At 48.4% G+C, this 19,593-nt stretch carries 14 protein-coding genes and 1 tRNA gene; 10 read left to right on the forward strand and 5 right to left on the reverse strand.

The window, feature by feature from the left end; translation table 11 throughout:
* Nucleotides 1–105 precede the first annotated feature (105 nt).
* The 3 genes from QZ176_RS00500 to thiD all read right to left on the reverse strand — a co-directional run bounded on the left by QZ176_RS00500 (nt 106) and on the right by thiD (nt 3,220).
* Complete coding sequence (locus QZ176_RS00500) at nt 106–276, reverse strand: hypothetical protein (protein WP_295150217.1); 171 nt, start codon at nt 274–276, stop codon at nt 106–108.
* Between the two features lie 109 nt (nt 277–385).
* Nucleotides 386–1,537, reverse strand: coding sequence for an MFS transporter (locus QZ176_RS00505; RefSeq protein ID WP_295150219.1), 1,152 nt, complete (start codon nt 1,535–1,537; stop codon nt 386–388).
* A gap of 588 nt (nt 1,538–2,125) precedes the next feature.
* The gene (gene thiD, locus QZ176_RS00510; protein WP_295150221.1) at nt 2,126–3,220 is read right to left on the reverse strand and encodes a bifunctional hydroxymethylpyrimidine kinase/phosphomethylpyrimidine kinase; all 1,095 of its coding nucleotides are present in this window, start codon (nt 3,218–3,220) and stop codon (nt 2,126–2,128) included.
* A 173-nt stretch (nt 3,221–3,393) separates the two neighbouring features.
* Between thiD and QZ176_RS00515 the strand changes: the two genes are divergently transcribed.
* The 10 genes from QZ176_RS00515 to QZ176_RS00560 all read left to right on the forward strand — a co-directional run bounded on the left by QZ176_RS00515 (nt 3,394) and on the right by QZ176_RS00560 (nt 13,301).
* Complete coding sequence (locus QZ176_RS00515; protein ID WP_295150224.1) at nt 3,394–4,527, forward strand: efflux RND transporter periplasmic adaptor subunit; 1,134 nt, start codon at nt 3,394–3,396, stop codon at nt 4,525–4,527.
* Nucleotides 4,527–7,685, forward strand: coding sequence for a multidrug efflux RND transporter permease subunit (locus QZ176_RS00520; RefSeq protein ID WP_295150226.1), 3,159 nt, complete (start codon nt 4,527–4,529; stop codon nt 7,683–7,685). Before QZ176_RS00515 ends, QZ176_RS00520 begins: the two co-directional genes overlap by 1 nt.
* The gene (locus QZ176_RS00525; RefSeq protein ID WP_295150228.1) at nt 7,672–9,129 is read left to right on the forward strand and encodes a TolC family protein; all 1,458 of its coding nucleotides are present in this window, start codon (nt 7,672–7,674) and stop codon (nt 9,127–9,129) included. Before QZ176_RS00520 ends, QZ176_RS00525 begins: the two co-directional genes overlap by 14 nt.
* A gap of 397 nt (nt 9,130–9,526) precedes the next feature.
* A tRNA-Ser gene (locus tag QZ176_RS00530) sits at nt 9,527–9,614 on the forward strand.
* A 231-nt stretch (nt 9,615–9,845) separates the two neighbouring features.
* The gene (locus tag QZ176_RS00535; RefSeq protein ID WP_295150231.1) at nt 9,846–10,799 is read left to right on the forward strand and encodes a Dyp-type peroxidase; all 954 of its coding nucleotides are present in this window, start codon (nt 9,846–9,848) and stop codon (nt 10,797–10,799) included.
* 27 nt (nt 10,800–10,826) lie between these two features.
* Nucleotides 10,827–11,435 (forward strand): hypothetical protein, encoded by a 609-nt coding sequence (locus QZ176_RS00540; RefSeq protein ID WP_295150234.1) that lies wholly within the window; start codon nt 10,827–10,829, stop codon nt 11,433–11,435.
* A gap of 20 nt (nt 11,436–11,455) precedes the next feature.
* A complete protein-coding gene (locus tag QZ176_RS00545; RefSeq protein ID WP_295150236.1) occupies nt 11,456–11,767 on the forward strand; it encodes a hypothetical protein in 312 nt (103 codons plus the stop codon).
* A gap of 153 nt (nt 11,768–11,920) precedes the next feature.
* A complete protein-coding gene (locus QZ176_RS00550) occupies nt 11,921–12,109 on the forward strand; it encodes a hypothetical protein (RefSeq protein WP_295150239.1) in 189 nt (62 codons plus the stop codon).
* Between the two features lie 371 nt (nt 12,110–12,480).
* On the forward strand, nt 12,481–13,035 hold the full coding sequence (locus tag QZ176_RS00555; protein WP_295150242.1) for a hypothetical protein: 555 nt from the start codon (nt 12,481–12,483) through the stop codon (nt 13,033–13,035).
* A 62-nt stretch (nt 13,036–13,097) separates the two neighbouring features.
* The gene (locus QZ176_RS00560) at nt 13,098–13,301 is read left to right on the forward strand and encodes a hypothetical protein (RefSeq protein WP_295150245.1); all 204 of its coding nucleotides are present in this window, start codon (nt 13,098–13,100) and stop codon (nt 13,299–13,301) included.
* Nucleotides 13,302–13,307: 6 nt separating this feature from the next.
* Here the strand turns inward: QZ176_RS00560 and QZ176_RS00565 are convergent, their stop codons facing one another.
* Both QZ176_RS00565 and QZ176_RS00570 read right to left on the reverse strand, forming a co-directional pair.
* The gene (locus tag QZ176_RS00565; RefSeq protein ID WP_295150248.1) at nt 13,308–16,034 is read right to left on the reverse strand and encodes a TonB-dependent receptor plug domain-containing protein; all 2,727 of its coding nucleotides are present in this window, start codon (nt 16,032–16,034) and stop codon (nt 13,308–13,310) included.
* 330 nt (nt 16,035–16,364) lie between these two features.
* A complete protein-coding gene (locus tag QZ176_RS00570) occupies nt 16,365–19,106 on the reverse strand; it encodes an insulinase family protein (protein ID WP_295150251.1) in 2,742 nt (913 codons plus the stop codon).
* Nucleotides 19,107–19,593 lie beyond the last annotated feature (487 nt).

Consider the following 19,593-nt stretch of genomic DNA (forward strand, 5'->3'; position numbering starts at 1 on the left):
AAATTTTATTAATCATAATTTTAACATAAAAATTTATCGTGAATTTCAAGTGCATTTGGAAGGTTGTGAAATTCCTGGCGGAGCCATGCGGGATTTAAATTTTAATTAAAGGGGCGAAGCACTTGGGCGATCCGCAGAATCTGGCTCGTCGGTTACGCGATTTCGTAGATCGCGGCGGAATACTTCGATCGCCCAAAACCAAACCGCGTGCCCGAAAAATTCCGAAACAAACTCATACCACGGAAGCTGAAAAATCGGCAGCGTGATACAATGCACGGCGATATTTACAACGATACCAATGCGGCGCCCTGAAATAGCGTAATTTTAGGAAATTTCTCGGCAGAAAAGTGTGTTTAATTTTAAATTCTGCTATTGTTGCAGAGAATTAAATTCCGCGCGTGCCCTTAAAGCTTGCACGGTAAAAAATCAGCAGCGCGGCGGCTAACGCGGCAAAGCCGCAAAATAGCCCTTGGTAGCTTAAATATTCAAGCGCCTTGCCACCTACGGCAGTACCGATACCACCTCCGAAAAATATCGCCGTGCCTATGATCCCAGAGGATAGACCTTTGGCGGAGCCGCAACGAAGCGCTGCGCTTGCTAGGACCGACTGCGCGCAAACATAGCCAAATCCCAACAAAAATGTTCCTACATATGCAGTGGCAGCAAAGCAACTCGCCAAAAGGCACAGCGCAGAAGCGGACGCCAAAAAGCCGAGGGATAGAATTTCTTTTGGCGGCAACTTCTCTTTTAAATATCTAGCAGCGTTTCCTGCCAAAAAGCAAGCGACGCCGTAAAGCATAAGGCAGACTCCGGCAAAATTTGAGTTCAAGCCCAGCTTTTTAAGCAGATAAGCGCCTATGAACGAGTACGCACCGAGCACAATTACGCCGTTACATAAAGCCAAAAAATAACTTCTCAAAAGCGCAGCATCGCTGCGCAAGCTAGCTAGGGATTTTACGAAACTTTCGCCTCCGCTTTTCGGAGCGTCTTTGAAATTTAGCGTAAATAGTGATACGAAAGATGCCGCAGACAGCGCAGAAAAGGCTAAAAATATCTCCCTCCAAGAAAATCTAGCCACCGCCCATCCACCTAAAGCCGCACTCAGCCCCTGCCCTAAAAATACCGAGCCCAGAAATATCGCTACGATTTTTTGTCTATCCTTCTCGTCATATGCATCGCCTATAACGCCGAGGCAGACGGCGATTATACCCGCCGCCGCGCATCCCGTGCAAAAACGAAATAAAACAAGCCACGCTAAACTTTTTGCAGTGGAACAAAGAAGCGTAAATATCGCCAAAAAGAGCATTAGCAGAATTAAAATTTTACCTCTACCGTAGCGATCGCTAAGATGTCCGTATACCGACTGAAGTAAGCCGTATGGGATCAGATATGCCGTCAAAACTGTGGAGGCGGCGCTTACCTGCACCCCAAACGTATCTGCGATGCTAGGCAGCAGTAGCGATGCGATCCAGTTATCTGCGGCAGAGATTATCCCTGAGGCGATGATTAAGAGTAGTAGTCCTTTTTTGCGGCGCATTTTAAATTCCTAAATTTACGTAATTTTAGCCATTATAACTCTTTTGCGAGGAAATTTGGAATTTTAGCAAGCTCAGCGAATATGAAACGACAGGCATGGATCGCTAAGTTCGCAGCGGGGACGCAATGCCGCGGCAAGTATAGCGCTATGGTCGGCATACAATGTGATGCATCTACCTTATAGGGGTGAAGGTAGGCAGTAACGTGAGCAGTGAGTGCATGACTAGTTTTATATTTCTAACTCTCTTTTTTCGCGTATAAAGCCTTATGAGAAATAACGCAAATTTAACAATGCCACGAAGCAGAGCTATAGCATAAGGCAAATAAGGAAAGCTCTAACTTGCAGCACGAACCCTACAATAAAATTCAAAAATTCTTTAAAATTCTACGCGGATTATGATGCCTAAAAATCAACTAAAATTTTAAGTGCGCATATCCCCGTAGCGCACGCTTTTTAGCCACGTAATCTCATCGTTTATAACAAGCCGCGACGAACCGTTTGGACGATCTCGTGCCGCTAGATTAAATTTAATAGCAGCGAAATTTTGGAATTTTACGAATGCGGGGATTTCAATGAGCGCTTGAAATTTTAGTCTCGAGAGATGATTTTGATTTCGTTCGCGCAAGATCCGCCAAAGTCCGCGCCGAAGGGATCTTGGACCGTGAAATAATGATCTATCGCGCCGCATCCGTGCCCGATCTGCTCACCCCAGCCAAGTGCCCTGCGCACGAAGCCCTTGGCATGGGCGACGGCTGCGGGTAGGCTAAGCCCCGCCGCCAGCGCGCATGCGATCGCGCTTGAGAGCGTGCAGCCCGTACCATGGGTGTTGCGCGTAGCAATTTTAGGCGCGGAAAATTCATAAAATTTACCGTTTTCGTATAAAATATCGACCGCCAAATTTCTCAAATCCGCGCCCTCGCCGCTCGGTTCAAAACCTGCATCTAAAGGCGCTGCGGATAAATTTTGTTCAAAAGAGGGCTCCGCGCTCGCCGTTAAAATTTTGCATTCGCTAGTAAAATTTTCATCCGCGAAATTTGCGCGCTCCGTCAAATCTGCAGAATTTTTGAGCGCCCCGTTTTCGCCTATCTCATGCCCAAAAGCTTTAAAATTTTGCGCCGCATCCTCCGCGCCGCAAGCCTCGCTCACACCGGCAAGATCGCCGCCTTTAATCAAAATCGCGCCGCCTAAAAATTGCGAAATTTTAACCGCAGCGGCGCGCATATCGGCTAAGCTTGAAATTTTCATCTCCGCCAAGACCTCCGCCTCGCGCACGTTGGGCGTGATGATCTCCGCGGCGGGGGCGAGCTCGTATTTTAGCGCATGCAGCGCGCTTTGTTTCATCAAAACTCCGCCGCTGGTGGCGACCATCACGGGATCTAAGACGACGTTTTTCGCGCCGTGCCTGCTCAGGCTCTTTGCGATAGCCTCAGCAACCCCCTCATTGGAGATCATTCCGATTTTAACGGCGTCAGGAAAGATGTCGCTAAAAATCGCATCCAGCTGTGCCTCTACAAAATCTGGCGAAACGTCCAGCACGCCGAATACGCCGCGCGAATTTTGCGCCGTAAGCGCCGTAATAGCGCTCATAGCAAACATCTTATGCGCGCTAATCGTCTTGATATCGGCTTGAATGCCCGCGCCGCCGCCGCTATCCGAACCCGCGATAGTAAGAATTCTTTTCATAAAAAGCCTTTAAAATTTTAGCGCGATTATATCGAAATTCCGCTATAATTCCCCAGATATATTATTTTACGGGCTAAATTTAAGTTTTATTTATATAGTTTTTATTATAATTTATAATTTATTCGTAATAACTATTACAAATGCAAAATTTTAACCCAAATAGAGGAATTTACATGAAAAAAGTCGCTAGTTTGATTTTCGCAGCGTTTTTAGTTTCGGGCTGCTCCTATTTCGAAAAAAAGGAAGATAAAGGCGCGAAGCAAGGCGGCGAGACCCCCGCGCTGCCGGTCGGCGTATTTACCGCCAAATCCGCCGACGTGCCGATAATTTTAAAATTTAACGGGCAGACCGTAAGCGAGCTTGAGATAATGCTAAAGCCGCAGGTTTCGGGCACCATCGAAAAGCAGCTTTTCGAGCCGGGGCGCAGCGTCAAAAAGGGCGATGTGCTCTACGAGATCGACCGCTCGCGCTACCAAGCGGCGTTTGACAGCGCAAACGCTAATCTGCAAAACGCCTCGGCGGACTACAAAAGAGCTAAGGCGCTAAAAGCTAGCAACACGATCTCTCAAAAGGATTTCGACACCGCAAAAGCCGCGTTTATGGTAGCCGAAGCAAATTTTAAAAGTGCCAAGATCGATTTTGATCACTCGCTCGTGACCGCACCTTTTGACGGCATGGCGGGCGATACGCAAAAGGACGTAGGCACATACGTAAACGTTGGCGAGGATCTGGTGCGCCTTAGCAAATTTGATCCGATCGACGTAGAATTCGGCATCGCGGACGTCGATAGGCTGGAACTTGATGCAAATTTAAAAAACGGGCAGTGGAAGCAGCTGGGTCGTCAGGTAAGCATAAATCTCGGCGGCAAGGACTACAACGGCACGCTAAGCTTTATCGATAGCGTCATCAATACAAACACGGCGTCCGTCAGCGCCAAAGCTCAAATTCCAAATCCAAGCTTGGAAATTCGCCCTGGAATTTTTATTAAAGTAAGCGTCGAGGGCTTTTATCAGAAAAACGGCTTTAAAATTCCGCAAGTTGCGCTCAAGCAAGATCTTAGCAACACCATAGTCTATGTCGTACAAGACGGCAAGGTTGCTAAAAAAGTGGTCAAAATCGCAGCGCAAGATACCCGCACAGCGACGATTTCAAGCGGACTGCAAGACGGCGATCAGATCATTTTGGATAATTTTAAAAAGATCAACGTGGGCTCCAAGGTCACTCCGGTACCCGCAAGCACCGATCCTTACGTAGCGGGGCAGCCGAACGAGCAACCGTCTCAGAGCAATGCGGAAAGCGGGAAATAATGTTTTCTAAATTTTTCATCAACCGCCCCGTTTTTGCCTGCGTCGTTTCGATCATCATCGTAATCGCGGGCGTTTTGGCTCTTAAAAATTCCTCCGTCGAGGAGTATCCACAACTCACGCCGCCGCAAATCGTCGTTAGCGCTACATATAGCGGCGCGGATGCGCAAACGATTGCCGACGTCGTCGCAGCCCCTCTTGAAAACGCAATCAATGGCGTTGAAAATATGATCTACATGGAAAGCTCAGCAAGTTCCTCCGGCGATGTTCGTATCAACGTATATTTTCAAATAGGCACAAATCCAGCAGATGCGAAAGTCAATGTAAACAACCGCGTAACGCCCGCTCTTACGCTACTTCCCGATGAAGTGCGCCGCTATGGCGTAACCGTCACCGAGCGCAGCAGCACGATGCTGGAAGTGCTCGCGTTTTACGATCCTAGCGAGCAGATGGATGTCGTAGAGATGCAAAACTACGTAGCTATCAACGTCGTAGATGAGCTAAAACGCGTGCCGGGCGTCGGAGACGCTCAGGCCTTGGGCACGAAAGATTATGCGATGAGGATCTGGGTTAAGCCTGAGCTGCTTAAGAAATTTAACGTTACGACCGCCGAGATAATCGCCGCAATAAGCGAGCAAAACAGCCAATACGCCGTGGGCAAGATGGGCGAGCAGCCGATGAGCTTAGGCAATCCCTACGTCTATGCGATCAAGCCTGAGGGTCGTTTAAAAACCGTCGAAGAGTTTGAAAATATCATCATACGCGCGCAAAAGGACGGGAATTTCTTGCGCGTAAAAGATGTCGCCGAGGTCAAACTAGGCGGTGCAAGCTACAATATCTCGGCGAAATTTAACGGTAAAGAGATGGTGCCTGTGCTTATCTTTATGCAAAGCGGCGCCAACGCCCTAGCCGTAGTTGAAGCGGTAAATAAGCGCATAGACGAGCTTAAACCAAATTTCCCAGGCAAGCTGACCTACGACGTCGCCTACGATACGACTAGCTTCGTAAAAGTATCGATCGAAGAGGTTATTCATACCTTCATTGAAGCGCTAATTCTCGTCATCATCGTTATGTATATGTTCTTAGGGAACCTTAGAGCGACGATCATTCCGACGCTTGCTGCGCCCGTATCGATCTGCGGCGCGTTTATCGGAATTTACGCCTTCGGATTTTCAATAAATTTAATTACCCTTTTCGCGCTTATCCTTGCTATCGGTATCGTCGTGGACGATGCGATCATAGTAATCGAAAACGTAGAGAGAATTTTGCACGAGGAGCCGCAACTCAGCGTCAAAGAAGCTACCACGAAAGCGATGGGCGAGATCGTAGCGCCCGTCATCTCCATCGTGCTCGTGCTTTCGGCGGTTTTCGTGCCGGTTGCGTTTATGGAGGGCTTTACTGGGGTTATGCAGAGGCAATTTGCTTTAACGCTCGTAGCCTCGGTATGTTTTTCAGGCTTCGTAGCCCTTACACTAACGCCCGCACTTTGCGCTCTAATCTTGCAAAAAAAGGAATCCGAGCCGTTTTTCTTTATAAGATGGTTTAATAATCTTTTTAGCATCTCAACTAAAATTTACGCCGCAGGCGTCGGTATGGTTCTTCGCCACGTACTAATCAGCCTCATTTTTGTAGGCATCATCATCTATGCGATGGTGAAGCTTCTTGTGCTCACTCCTAGCGGCCTGGTACCTAATGAGGACAAAGGCTCGATTATGGCGATGACTACGCTTCCGTCTGCATCTACGCTGCCCAGGACGGAAGCCGATCAGGATTTCATCGCAAGCATCGCTAAAAAGTATCCAAACGTAAAAGATATAACCCAAATCACGGGATACGATATGCTAGCCGGAGCGCTTAGAGAAAATGCGGGAGCTTTTTTTATGAAGCTAAAAGACTGGAAAGATCGCCCGGGCGATGAAAATTCCAACTTCGCCTTAGCTGCCGCGCTAAACGGGCAGCTCTACGGCGCCGATCGCAACTCGATGACCTACGTCGTCACGCCGCCGCCTATTATGGGTCTTTCGCTTACGGGCGGATTTGAGCTCTACGCGCAAAGCACGACGGGCAAGAGCTACGATGAAATTCGCGCAGATATGGATCGCGTAACTGTCAAAGCTAATCAACACCCCGCTTTAAAGCTCGTGCGAACGACGCTGGATACCGATTTCCCGCAGTATAAGCTCTATCTCGATAAAGAGAAGATAAAGATGCTAGGCGTTAAGATAGCCGACATTTTCACCGTGCTAAATTCCACCATCGGGCAGTATTACATCAACGACTTTAACCTCTTAGGCCGCACGTTTAAGGTCTATATCCGCGCTACGCAAAACTACAGAGACGATCCTAACGATCTAAAATCGCTCTACGTCCGCAGCGACAGTGGCGATCTGATTGCGTTAAATTCTTTAGTGAGGCTTGAGCGCTCGCTGGGTCCTGATTCCGTTAATAGATTTAATGCCTTCCCGGCAGCGCAGATTATGGGTGAGCCAAACACGGGCTATACCTCGGGTCAGGCGATTGCAGCGATCCAAGAGGTTATAAAAGAGGAGCTTCCTAGCGGATATTCTATCGGATGGGCGGGCTCCGCGTATCAAGAGGTCAGCGAGACGGGCAAGGGCGCGCAGGCATTCGTATTTGGAATGATCTTTGTGTTTTTGATACTAGCGGCTCAATACGAAAGGTGGCTCATGCCGCTTGCCGTGCTTACCGCCGTGCCGTTTTCGGTATTCGGCGCGCTCGTATTTACATATTTCCGCGGGCTGAATAACGACATATATTTTCAGATCGGACTTCTACTTCTAATCGGTCTGGCGGCGAAAAATGCGATTTTGATCGTGGAATTTGCGATGAACGAGCACCTAAACAACCACCGTTCAATCGCGGAAGCTGCCGTCGAGGCCGCCAGGATGAGGTTCCGCCCTATCGTTATGACGAGCCTTGCGTTCGGACTTGGCGTACTTCCGATGGTTATCGCCACCGGCGCGGGCGCTGCCAGCCGCCACGCGCTAGGGACCGGCGTAGTAGGCGGAATGCTCGCAGCATCTACGATCGCGATCTTTTTCGTGCCGCTGTTTTTCTACCTGCTCGAAAGCTTCAACGCCTGGCTTGATAGACGCGGTAAAAAAGTCCAAACTAACGAGGTGAACGATGAAAATAAATAATGCTCTTTTAAGCGCCTTGACGCTTGGAATTTTACTCTGCGGTTGCAACTTCAAGCCCGTCACGCCGCAAAAACAGACCGGCTTTAAGGCGGATTACGCGAGCACGAACGTTAGCACGCAGTGGTGGAAAAGCTTTAACGATCCGCAGCTAAACGCCCTTATCCAAAGCGCGCTGGAGCAGAATTCCGACCTGCAAACCGCGCTGAATAACGTCGAGTACGCGCGCGTAAATTTAGGGCTGAACAAGCTTGAATATCTGCCGAACGTAAATTTAAGCGGCAGCGCAGTGCGTCAAAATAATTTCGGCAACCAGCCCGATCGTAACTCCCACGGCTCGTATCAGATCGGCGCCGTGCTAAGCTACGAGATCGATTTTTGGGGACGCGTGCGAAACAGCGTAGATTCGGCGCAATCGCGATTTAATGCGACGAAATACGACTACGAAACCGCCAAAAATACGATTACTAGCACGGTTGCGACGACCTATTTTACGCTACTAGCACTAAAGCAACAGGAGAAAATTTTAAAAGACAGTCTAAAAAGCTATCAAGATACGCAAAACTACCGCAAAAAGCAGCTCGATGCGGGCGCGGTTAGCGAGATCGTATTTTATCAGGCCAAAGCCGCGGTCCAAAGCGCCGAGGCAAGCCTCATAAGCGTGCAAAATCAGCTCTCCGCGGCGCAGACCTCGCTAAATATCCTAACGGGCAAGAGCTACGATGAAATTTTACGCGGCGCGCCGCAGACCGCCGCGAAAATGCCTAGCGCGCCGCAGATCCCAAGCGGGATCCCAAGCGACGTGATCCTGCACCGCCCGGACGTCGCAAGCTCGCTCGAAAATCTGCGCTCAAGCAACTTCTTAGTAGGCGTCGCCAAGGCGGGCTACTTCCCTACCTTCTCGCTTACGGGCTCGGCAGGATATGCAAGCGGCGAGTTTGACAGGCTGTTTACCGCAAGCGCGAGCACGTGGAGCATCGGCGGCTCGCTCGTGGGGCCGCTACTTGATTTCGGCCGCCAAAAGAGGCGCGTAGAGCTTGCAAATTTAGAGCAAAACGCGAGCTTCATCGCATACGACAAAGCTCTTAAAACCGCTTTCGGCGACGTTCGCGACGCGCTTGTAGGCGTGCAAAACGCCAAACTAAGGCAGGCAAGCCTCACCGATCTCGTCGCTTCGCAAAGCAAAATTTATTCAAACGCCTCAAGCAGGTATCAGGCGGGCTACAGCGACCATCTGGAGTTTTTGGATTCACAGCGAAACCTGCTTAGCGCGCAGCTAAATAAAGTGCAGGCAGATCTTGACGTGCTAAGCGCGACGGTAAACGCTTACAAGGCGCTCGGCGGCGGCTTTAGCATCGAGGATAGCGAAATAAAGGCGTTTATCGGCGCAGAGAAGGACGTGCTGCCCGATATGTCCGCTTTCCCGAAGGATAGAATTTTTAATTAGCTTTAAATTTATGGGCGGCGCGAAATTTTAAAACACCCGTAAATTTTAAGCGCAGCCCGGCTTTTACGGCGCAAGCGGATCGTGTAAAAAATCTGCTTGCGCTTTTTAAATTTAGTTCCACGGCGGGCGGCAAGTCCAAATTTCAAAGATAATCTAAATTTTACAATAGCTGCAGCAAGGTAAAATCGCCGCTCGGCTAGGAAGCGTAAGGCAGCCGGGCTTAGTGGAGCGGCAGAATTCCAAGCGCCGCGGTAAAATTTTTAAGCAGCACGGCGAAATTCCAAGCAGCGCGATAAAATTCCAAGCGCCGCGTTTTAAATTTAAAGGCGAGCGGTTGCGCGCCGAAACGGAATTTGGCAAAATTTTAGATTTTCGCTATAATCGCGACTTTTAATTTAGATGGGTGTCCGAGCGGTTGAAGGAGCACGCCTGGAACGCGTGTAAAGTGCAAGCTTTCGAGGGTTCGAATCCCTTCCCATCTGCCACTACTTTAAAATTTCGTCCTCGCAAAACTCTAAAATTTCACTTTCCCACTCGGCGTAAATTTTATAAATTTAAAGCCAAATTCCACCCTCGCCGTAAATTTAACGATAAAAGACAAAATTTCCTCCGCCGAAAATCAAACCCGAAAGCCACCTAAATTCTATCTCTACGCCCGCCGTTTACCGATATTGCGCTAAAATTCCTTTTAAAATTTCACTTTAAAGGAGAGAAAAATGAGTGAAGAAAAAAGTTGCGCCTGTGCGCATGTCAAATCCCAAAACGTAACCGACGCGCCCGGCAACAACACCGTGTTTATGATCTGGCGCTTTAACGCAGACAAAACCGCCTGCAAAAAGGCTTTCGAGGGCCTTTGCGGTTTGGTGATAAATTTAAACAAAACCGCCGTTACGAGATTCGGCGCGGCTAGCGAAACGAGCTGCGTGCTGGGCGTGGGCTTTGAGGCGTGGAAAATGCTCGGCTTGCCGAAGCCTTTGCCGAAGGAGCTAAAAAATTTCGAAGAAATTAAGGGCGATAAACACGCTGCGCCCGCCACCGGAGGCGATATTCATATCCATATCAGAGCCGCAAATCAAGCCGTTTGCTACGATATGGCAAGCGAGATCAGAGCCGCGCTAAAGGATGTCGCGACATGCGAGGAGGAGATCTGCGGCTTTAAATACTACGACGGACGCGCTATCATCGGCTTTGTGGACGGCACCGAAAATCCGCAAGGCGCAGATCGCGACTTTTTCGCCAAGGTAGGCGACGAGGATGCAGCGTACAAGGGCGGCAGCTATCTTTTCGTGCAAAAATATATCCACGATATGAGCGCGTGGAACGCCGCGGGCGTCGCCGAGCAGGAGCGCGTCATCGGGCGTAGTAAACAAAACGACATCGAGATGAGCGAGGAGATAAAACCTAGCAACTCGCACTCCGCCGCAGCCAACGTCGGCGACGATAAAAAGGTCGTGCGCGGCAATATGCCGTTTGTGCAAGGCGGCGAGACGGGAACCTACTTCATCGCCTACGCAAGCACGTTTAGCACGCTGGAGTTGATGCTTGAGAGTATGTTTATCGGCCGCCCGCGAGGCAACTACGACCGCCTGCTAGATTTTAGCACGGCAAAGACGGGCGCGCTCTTTTTCGCTCCGACCTTCGATATGCTGCAGGCTTATAGCGCAGAGTAAATTTAGCTTTAAATTTAAAGGCGCGCGATGTTTTGCGATCTAAGCCCGTATCAGAGCAGGCGCTGCAAAGAGATCATAGAGGGCAAAGTCAAAAATAGTGAAAACGTCAGAGGTCTGATAGAGTTCATAGACGCTAAATTTAAAACTCGAGCGATCAGCGCGTTTTACGGCGCGGGCAGGGAGTGGCCTAAGATCGTGCTTCGCTTCGATAAAGATGCCGCAAAAATCACCGATAAAAAGTGCATCGAGCGCTACCTCGCCCGTACGCCGCTTTGCGCGAAACTAAACGGACTTAAGAATTTTTATATCTCGGTCGAGTCCTTCGAGTCGCAGATCCGCACCGATCTGATCCAAGGCGCGGTAGAGGAGCTGCTGCAAAACCGAAGCGAGCTTTTAGCGCCGCTTAAAATTTGGTATATCGCAGCGGTGTCCGACGCGCCCGTAGTTTTTTATTTCACGAGGCAGGATGCGGCGTGCCGCGAAGGGAGCGGAAAGATAGAGCGGCTGATAAGAAATTTTATAGAGAAAGCGCAGGACGCCAAATATCTGAGCCACATGGAATTTAAGCTGTTTTTTGACAGCAAGGAGTCCGTGGATCTTGAGTACGGCGGAAATTTGTTCTATTATTTCAAATGAAATTTAGCCAAGGAGCGAAAATGGATGCGAAGCTTTATCTAAACAAGGCTATAATGCAGCTCTCGCGAGGGCTTGAGGAGGGCGGCGTGCAGAGCCTAAAAGCAGCACTTGAGGGCGAAGGCGACGAGGTTAGCAAGACGCAAGCTCGCGTGATCTTGGGCGAATACTACGTGATGAAAGGGGATTTCGCGCAGGCTAAGGAATATCTAGGGCCCGTGGCGCAAGACGCCGAGCGACTGCGAGATCAATACGATGACCTGCTGGACGATGAAATTTGCAGAGCCGATATGCTTTTGGATATGATCGAGCGCTTCGGGTTTTTGGCGGAATAAAACGGCTCGCGATATGCGGCGGAAGAGATAAAATTTTAAAATTGGAGCGAAATGCCGAAATACTCATTTGAAACCATAGAGAAAATGCTGCTAAAATGCGTAGCCTAGGGCGGCGAACCATAGCCCAGCTTTCGCTTGCGCGGCTCGCAATACTTGATCATCGCCTATGCGGATCGCTGCTCGTTTCAAAGATGCGCGGACGAATCCGGCGCAAACGCAAGCGGCGAGCGGTATTTCGCCACACTGCGAGAGCTCTACGGCGCGCCGCAGATAGACGGGTGCTCGCTAGAGGAGCTTTGGAGCGAGGCGGATGATTTTTACTGCTTTGATTTCGAGCCGTGAGATCTCGAAATTTCATACGGCGGCGCAGTAAGCACACGCGGTGCTGATACGCAGTGCGGACAAATTTTAACGAAATAAAATTTGAAAGGACGCAGACAGGCTCTGCTTGGGATCGCGTCGTTAAGAAGTGCGGCGAGGTCGGCAAATTTAGCGCCGCAAAAACGTCCGAGCCGCTAGCGACGAATTTTGAAACGAGAGTAAATTTAATGCAAAATTTAAAAGACGAATCGCAGAAGTCGCGGTAGCCTGAACAAAACGGCGCCGAGCGCCGAAATCCGCCAAAATTTGACAATAACCCCCTCGTCGTCAAAGACTACAACATAATAGTATTCTTTATTTATAATCTATTCTTCGCTCCCTTGGCGGTACCGGTGTTTCTGTATATAGGCGATATTTTCCCATACTACACGCCGTTTGTTCCTGTAGTATTCGCCGTCGTGTCCTATCTCAACAGTGCCCATACGCGCTTTGTTCATTTGACGAACAGGAGCATCAGCTACATCAATAAAGGCAAAATCACGAAATCTATAAAATTTGATGAGATATCGCTCATAAAGCTCACCGCTACGCCGCTATTCGGACATATCGTGCCGGCTAGAAATTCCGTAGGTATTGTATTTTCGTTTATCGTGATAGCCGTTGCGTTTGCCGGATTTTTACAAAGCCTTAGAGGATTTATAATTTTTATTATGAGCGCGGTAGCATTGATTTTACCGTTTTTCATCTCTAAACTGATTTTTTCAAAGATCACGGAGGGGAAATTTAACTTCCGTGCGATCGATACTTTGATCATCTATGACGGCAAGGGCAAATTTATCAGTTTTATGATGAGCGCGGCGGATTTTGAAAGGGTTTGCCGCTACATGCTTAAAGAGCGGCGGATCAGCCCGTCAAAATTTCAAAAGCAGTTTGTGATATTTCAATGAAAAGGCTTATTAAGCGATATCGGCGTTAAAATTTAAAAAGTCGTTTCGGCTCCTTAAATTGGTTGCAAGTTAAATTTGGGCGTAAATTTTATAATTTCGCATACGTTAAAATTTTGCGGCTTGCGCACGCTAAAATTTTACAGCGCGCGGTACGAAATTTTAAGGAGCACGGCGTGAAATTTGAAATTCCGCAAAATGCCCTAAATTTTAAAAAATTTCACAAAATTTCGCGGAGCCCTGAAATTTTAAAAGCTCCGCAAATTTAGCTCACGCTACCACCGAATGCCCGCCTCCAGCCAAAACTGCCTGCCTGCTTCATAGACTAGATCGAGCGAGGTGTCGCTGCTAAGTCTTGCTTTGTTGCGCTTATTTAGGACGTTGTAGATGTCTAAATTCGTAAAAAATTCCACCTCGCCCGCCATCTTTTTAGCGTATCCGATGCGCGCATCCCAGCTGTAGCTTTTGCCGAGATTTACCTTTTCGTATTTATCGTATCTGGCAGGATACTTGCCCGCAGGCGTCTTGCCCGTGCGGGCGATCGCTTCTTGTGAGCCTTTAAATGATAGAAAGTTATTCACGCTGATGCCGTAGCTTGGAATTTTCGTGATAATGTTTAGGCTCGCCGTCCAAGGCCTAGCGTAGTCCTGCGCCGGAAGCTCCGATAACCTCATCAGTCTGCCGTCGTATTCGACTATCTTTTCATCTTCGAGCGTTTCTCTATCAAGCGATATGTCATAAAGGGTGTTGTTCGTTTTCATCTTGATGTGCTCAAAGCCCAGCTCAAAGCCGTTTAGCGTACCGAAGGCCTCATAATCATCGATGGTTTTAACGCCGAAGGTTAAAATTTTATTTTCGCTTCTGCCGTCATTAGTAAAGGTTTGATAGTTGTTTTGGTAGTTCGGATTCGGCGCTAGACCTAGATCTCTTCGCGTAGATTTGATGATCTGATCCCTGCCCTTGCGGCTTACATATTTGCCGAAAAACTCGAAATTTCCAAGCTTTTGCTTTGCTCCGAATACCAGCTCATCCTCATAAGGCACCCTTAGCTCGTTAAATTTCGTTAGAGACGGGTCTTTTGGCAGTTGCGTCCAGTTTTGCGTATAGGCATTGCGCGGGCGCGTGTAGGTAGTGGCAAGACCCTCTCGACCCTCTCTTAATTTATAGGTAAAGAGATTGCGCCCGTAGTAGCGGTTTGCACCGAAGCTAAGGATCGAATCGCCGTCGCCGAAAATATCGTAGTAGCTATTAAATCTCGGCGCCACAGTCGTTTGCTTCATATAATCGTCCCTACTTAATCTTACGCCCGGTCGCAAGGTAAGATCACCGATTTTTATCTCATCCTCCAGATAAACCGCCAAGCTCTTCATATCCACCTTGGTATTGCCCTTGTAATAGCTTTTTCGCGTAAAAAACTGGCCGCTTCTACCGAGCCTCGCAAAAGAATCGTCTATAGAGCAGAGTTCATCATTCGGATCGCAATCATGTACGCCCGCAGGTAGCGGTGCTATTCCGCTGGCGGTCATAAATTCTTTTCTTACGTTAAATTTAGCCTCTTGCTTTTTAAACTCAAAGCCGGTGATAAATCTATGCTTGCTGCCGCCGAGATCAAATTCGTTAAACTCCAGATCCGCGTTGTATGAAAAGCTCTTTTGCGTCTGATCGAGATCCCCAAAGCCACCCTCTATCGCCGAAGCAGAAAAAATTTTACTACCCCAATTCTTTACGTTTGAGTATTGCCAAGCCCTGTAATATTCATTCTCCGCATCGCGCGAACTCTCCAGCTTGCTGTAGGATAAAATTTGATTAAACCTAGCAAAATCGCCATCGTAGTCGGTTTTAAGCGCTAAATTTAAACCGCCCGATTTCATATCGGCGTAGGAGTCTTTGATATGGTCGTTAAACATCTTGTTTCGCTCGGGCGCGTAGGTTACGCTCGGCGTGATAGTTAGGCGGTCGCTTGCATACCAGAGCGCCTTTAGGAAGTAGTTGTCAATATTTCGCCTCTGAACTCGCTCGGTGATGGTCGTATCGGCGTTATATCTTCTGTCGTAGGCCTTGAGCGGAATTTTACTTCTAGTGTTGGTGTAGCCGAACATCAAGCCCAGATCCTCGGTAACCGTGCCCTCTAAATTTAACCTCGTGATCCACTTATCAAATCTCGGCTGATTTAGCGGAGTAGCGGAGTTTTCAAAGTTTTGCTCATCGCCGTAGATATGGTACCTAGTCCAACTATCCTCGGTGTGCTGCATCGAAAACTTGCCGTGAAAGCCCGCGCGCGGATCTCGCGTCTTAGCCTCCACTACGCCGCCGGTAAATCCGCCGTATTTTGCCGAGACGCCGCTATCGTGCACCTCGACGCTTCGTAAAAAATCGCTATCGATCGCCATGCCTTGCGAGACGGAATTCATCGTATCAAACGCCGAGAAGCGCGTAGGATTGCCGCCGGGGTTTCTAGCGGGATCGAGATCGTTATTCATATTCGCGCCGTCAAGCATAAAGTTATTTTGCCAATACTTCGCGCCGTTAATGCTGATGTTTGCGGGGCTGATCTCGCCCAGCGTCGTGCTCTGGCGGTTTGTGGAGCTGAATTGCACGTTTGGATTGGTGCGCAAAAGCTGCACGAAGTCGCCGTTGCCGCTAGGCATTGACTCGATCATCGTCCTGCCTATCTTTTGCGTACCGCCGTAGCTATCGCCGACGCTCGTAAGACTCGAGTCGATATTGCCGACGACGACTATTTCGGGGAATTTATAACTATTTGTCGCCGCAGCGGAGCTCTGCGCGACTGGGTTTTCTTTGGTAGAAACGCTCCTTGTTGCGTTATTTTCAGACGAATCCTGCGCGATGCTTAGACCGCAAAGGCACGCCGCGACTATTAAGGAGCGTGCAAGCCCCCCCCCGCAGCGATTTTGAGTGGATTTCTCGCCTTTTACGGAAGCGGAATAATTGCGGCCTGCGCCGCTTTTACATGGCTTACAGGCCCAAAAACCGACAATCATCTTTTCTCCTTTTTTGAAAATAAAAATTAAGACTTAGGAAATTTAGCCAATAATATTTTAAATTTCAATAAAAGTGATAACAATTATACGACTTATGCAATCAATAGAAAAAATGTAACAAAATAGCGATATATCGGCGAGATAAATCTATTCCAAAATAAAATTTATCTAAAATCTATGCACGGTACAGATGGGCTTAATTGAGTTTTATTCTTGGGTATATTTTTAAAGTACGTAAATTTGCGGCGCCAAAATTTACCGTGCAAGCGCCGTTAAATTTAAACGCGCTTAGTAAATTTTCCCGAGTAAAATTTAAAGACGCCGAGCCCGTTAAAATTTCGGCGCATTTATCCTCACGGTTTCATCGGTGTCAAAAATATATGTCTGCGCCGCCTCCGCGATATCCTTCGGCGAGATGGAATTTATGATCTTTTCAAAGGTCTTAAAATCGGCGATCTCCTCATTCCAAAGCGCGTATTTTACGAGCGCGTCGTTCCAAAACTCAGGGCTTTCGCGAGCGGTACGCGCCGTGATGATCTGAGATTTTTTAAAATTTTCAAGATGCCGCGCTACGTCCGATCCGCCGCCTGCGATTTCTGCAAAAATTTCTCTAATTGCGGATAGAATTTGATCCGTATTTTGCGGCGCGCAGGAAAACGAAATATGAAGGCTCGAGTGCTCGTACGGGATGCGGCTTAGACTCGAAGCGACCGAAAAGCCGTAAGTGCGCCCCTCATTCTCTCTAATGCGCTCTCTAAGGGCTTCCTGAAGCACCGAAGCTAGGGCGGAAATTTTTATCGCATTTTCAAGCGAATGCGGAGCGGATCTATTTATCGCGGTAAGCGCAACGTCGCTTCTAGGGGAGTTTTGATAGTTGCGCATGAAAACATGCCGTCCGCTTAAGCTGTGAATTCCGTCATCTTTAAAATCCTCGCGTTCGCCGCGAGCGGGCAGGTTCGCCAGATACTTTTTTATGAGGGCTTCGGCGTCTTTTAACTCAAAATCGCCGCTAAGCACGAAAGTGTAGGATGCGGCGTTGCTAAATTTATCATAGACGATCTTTTTTAGCTCCTCCACGTTAAGCGCTTTGATCTGCGCGGCGCTTAGCGGGCGCATTCGCGCATTGCCGCCGTAAAAAAACTCACTAAATTCCCTGCTAAATTTATATCCGGGCAGCTTCTCGTTTCGCGCAAGCTCGTCGAGCGATTTGATCTTTAAATTTTGCAACGCTTTCTCGTCTACGCGCGGAGAGCTAAGCTCTAAGTTTATCGCTTCCAGCAGCCATTTTAGATCCTGCGAGCCGCAGCTTCCGTAAAATCCGTGCGAGAATGCGGAGATATTTTTGCGGTAATTCACCTGCCGCCCACTTAAAATTTGCGAAATTTCATAATTGTTAAACTCGCCTGCGCCGCTTTCGTTTGAAAGCATCGCGGCAAAACTTCCAAGCCCGGGATGCGCTAGATTAGACATTCCGCCTCTGCTTACCGCGGCAAACGAGATGAAATCCTTGCGCGTCTTAAGCGGCTTTAAGATCACGGTCGCGTTATTTTCAAGCAGGTAGGTATAAAATTTAAATCGAGGCTCAAAACTCTTGCTTAAAATTTTGCCCTCAGGCAGGTTTTTAGAAATCAAGCTATCCGGCAGCTTTTTATGCGCGGCATGCGTATTTATCGCTCTAGCGTCATCCTGCAGCTTCTTAAATTTAGCCTCATCCAGATTATATCCGGAGCCGCTAAAAACGCTTGCGTGCACCTCGCTTAGATCCGTCAGGCGCCTAAATTCTAAATTTAGCTCCTCCAGGCTGATCTCGCGCAGCAGTTTTACCTCTAAATCACGCTGTTTTGCGGCATTAGGCAGAACGGCTCCTGATTTTACGGCATGAAGAATCTCTCTTGCAAAAAACGCGGAATTCGCGCTTTTTTTGCGCTCGAAGGCGCTGTGCCGCGCGCTGATCAAGGCATCCTTCGCAAGAGTAAAATCGCTCGCATCAAAGCCGCTATCTCGCAGGCTTTTGATTAGCCCGAGCGCCTGCGAGATCGCGCCGTCAAAATCTCCGCCCAAAACGGCGACATCAAAGCTATAGATCGTTTTTTGAAACTGCAAATTCGATCTGGAAAAATTAACTCGCAGCAGCGCGCCTTCGCTAGCTTTTGCCCTCTCATAAATCGTAGAGATGAGGCTTGAGATAAGTTCGCTTTTTAAAATTTTTCTCGCATTCGCCTCGCTGCCTGGGGGCGCAAATTCCTCCCAAAACGAAATTTTGACGGAATTTAGCGATGTTTCGTTCGTATCGTAATTGTAAATTTTCAAACCCTGCCTAGACGGAATGCCCATATCCGGGCGGGCGTAGGAGCTTGTATTTTTAAGAGGCGAAAAATTTTGCTTTAGCAGTTTTAAAATTTTATCCTTTTTGAAATCGCCCACGGCTATAAATTTCATAGACCTGGGCTGGTAAATTTTTTGATAAAGCTCCTTGATTCGCTGCGCGCTTACGGATTTTACGACTGCCATATCGCCGATCGGCGCACGATTAAAATATGCGCTGCCGCCGTAAAGCTCCTCATCCATCCGCTCGTAAAGCCTTGCGATCGGCGTATCGCGGCTGCGCGCCTCCTCGATTATGACGCCTCTTTCTTTTACGAGCTCGAGCGGATTGAACTCCACTCCGTCCGCAATCGAAGCAAAAATTTTAAAAACGTCCTTTAAATTTTCTTCGTTAACCGCGATGCTAAGCATGTAAATCGTGCTGTCATAGCCCGTCTGCGCATTTACGTCGGCGCCGAATTTCACGCCCAGGCTCTGCAGCTTTTTGATGAGCTCGTTTTTGCTAAAATCGCGGCTTCCGTTAAAGGACATATGCTCTATGAAATGCACAAGCCCGCGCTCATTGGGGCCCTCATCGATCGAGCCCGCGTCCACGACCAGATAGAAAACGGCGGAATTTTTAGGCACGAAATTTTCTAAAATGTAGTATTTAAGCCCGTTTGGCAACGCCCCCCGCAGGACGGCTTCGTCCCACTCAAGCGCAAAAGCTCCCGCACAAAGCAGCAAAAATAGTAAAATTTTTCGCATTTAAACCTTTCATTTATTTCTAGTAAAATTCCGCCTCGCAGACCTTTCGGCAGACTTTTCTCTTTCGGCTTATCAAACTGCCTGCCTGCGCCATTCTGCGCTATTTTTTAGATTTGCTCGCTTCGATTCGCCAGCCTGCGACATTTCTTAAATTTGTCAACTTTTAACCCGCCTGTTTGCGCGCCTATCTCGGCATGCTTCGCAAGCTTACCGGCTCTGGCTCCATACCACGCGGCTATCCTAGTTTGGCGCATCGCCCAAATCGGCAAATGCATCGATCTTGCTCTACGCGCAGCGGCGCGACAGTATGGCGGCGCGGGCGCAAATTTTAAAATTTACTTGCACCCGAGCTAAATTTAAAAAGCGCGAATCGGTAAATTTTAAAATTTTGCGCCAAGCGCGGCGGGCTGCTAAGCTTTGAAAATTTTATAGCTAAATTTCGCAATTATCTTTCACAGTCGCTTTTATTGCAAAACAGACGAACAAT

The sequence above is a fragment of the uncultured Campylobacter sp. genome (assembly GCF_905373215.1).
GTDB lineage: Bacteria > Campylobacterota > Campylobacteria > Campylobacterales > Campylobacteraceae > Campylobacter_B.

Bases quoted from the DNA above. Each gene is read 5' to 3' on its own strand.
- QZ176_RS00505 (WP_295150219.1), bottom strand. From the start codon at position 1,537: ATGCGCCGCAAAAAAGGACTACTACTCTTAATCATCGCCTCAGGGATA.
- thiD (WP_295150221.1), bottom strand. From the start codon at position 3,220: ATGAAAAGAATTCTTACTATCGCGGGTTCGGATAGCGGCGGCGGCGCG.
- QZ176_RS00515 (WP_295150224.1), top strand. From the start codon at position 3,394: ATGAAAAAAGTCGCTAGTTTGATTTTCGCAGCGTTTTTAGTTTCGGGC.
- QZ176_RS00520 (WP_295150226.1), top strand. From the start codon at position 4,527: ATGTTTTCTAAATTTTTCATCAACCGCCCCGTTTTTGCCTGCGTCGTT.
- QZ176_RS00525 (WP_295150228.1), top strand. From the start codon at position 7,672: ATGAAAATAAATAATGCTCTTTTAAGCGCCTTGACGCTTGGAATTTTA.
- QZ176_RS00535 (WP_295150231.1), top strand. From the start codon at position 9,846: ATGAGTGAAGAAAAAAGTTGCGCCTGTGCGCATGTCAAATCCCAAAAC.
- QZ176_RS00540 (WP_295150234.1), top strand. From the start codon at position 10,827: ATGTTTTGCGATCTAAGCCCGTATCAGAGCAGGCGCTGCAAAGAGATC.
- QZ176_RS00545 (WP_295150236.1), top strand. From the start codon at position 11,456: ATGGATGCGAAGCTTTATCTAAACAAGGCTATAATGCAGCTCTCGCGA.
- QZ176_RS00565 (WP_295150248.1), bottom strand. From the start codon at position 16,034: ATGATTGTCGGTTTTTGGGCCTGTAAGCCATGTAAAAGCGGCGCAGGC.
- QZ176_RS00570 (WP_295150251.1), bottom strand. From the start codon at position 19,106: ATGCGAAAAATTTTACTATTTTTGCTGCTTTGTGCGGGAGCTTTTGCG.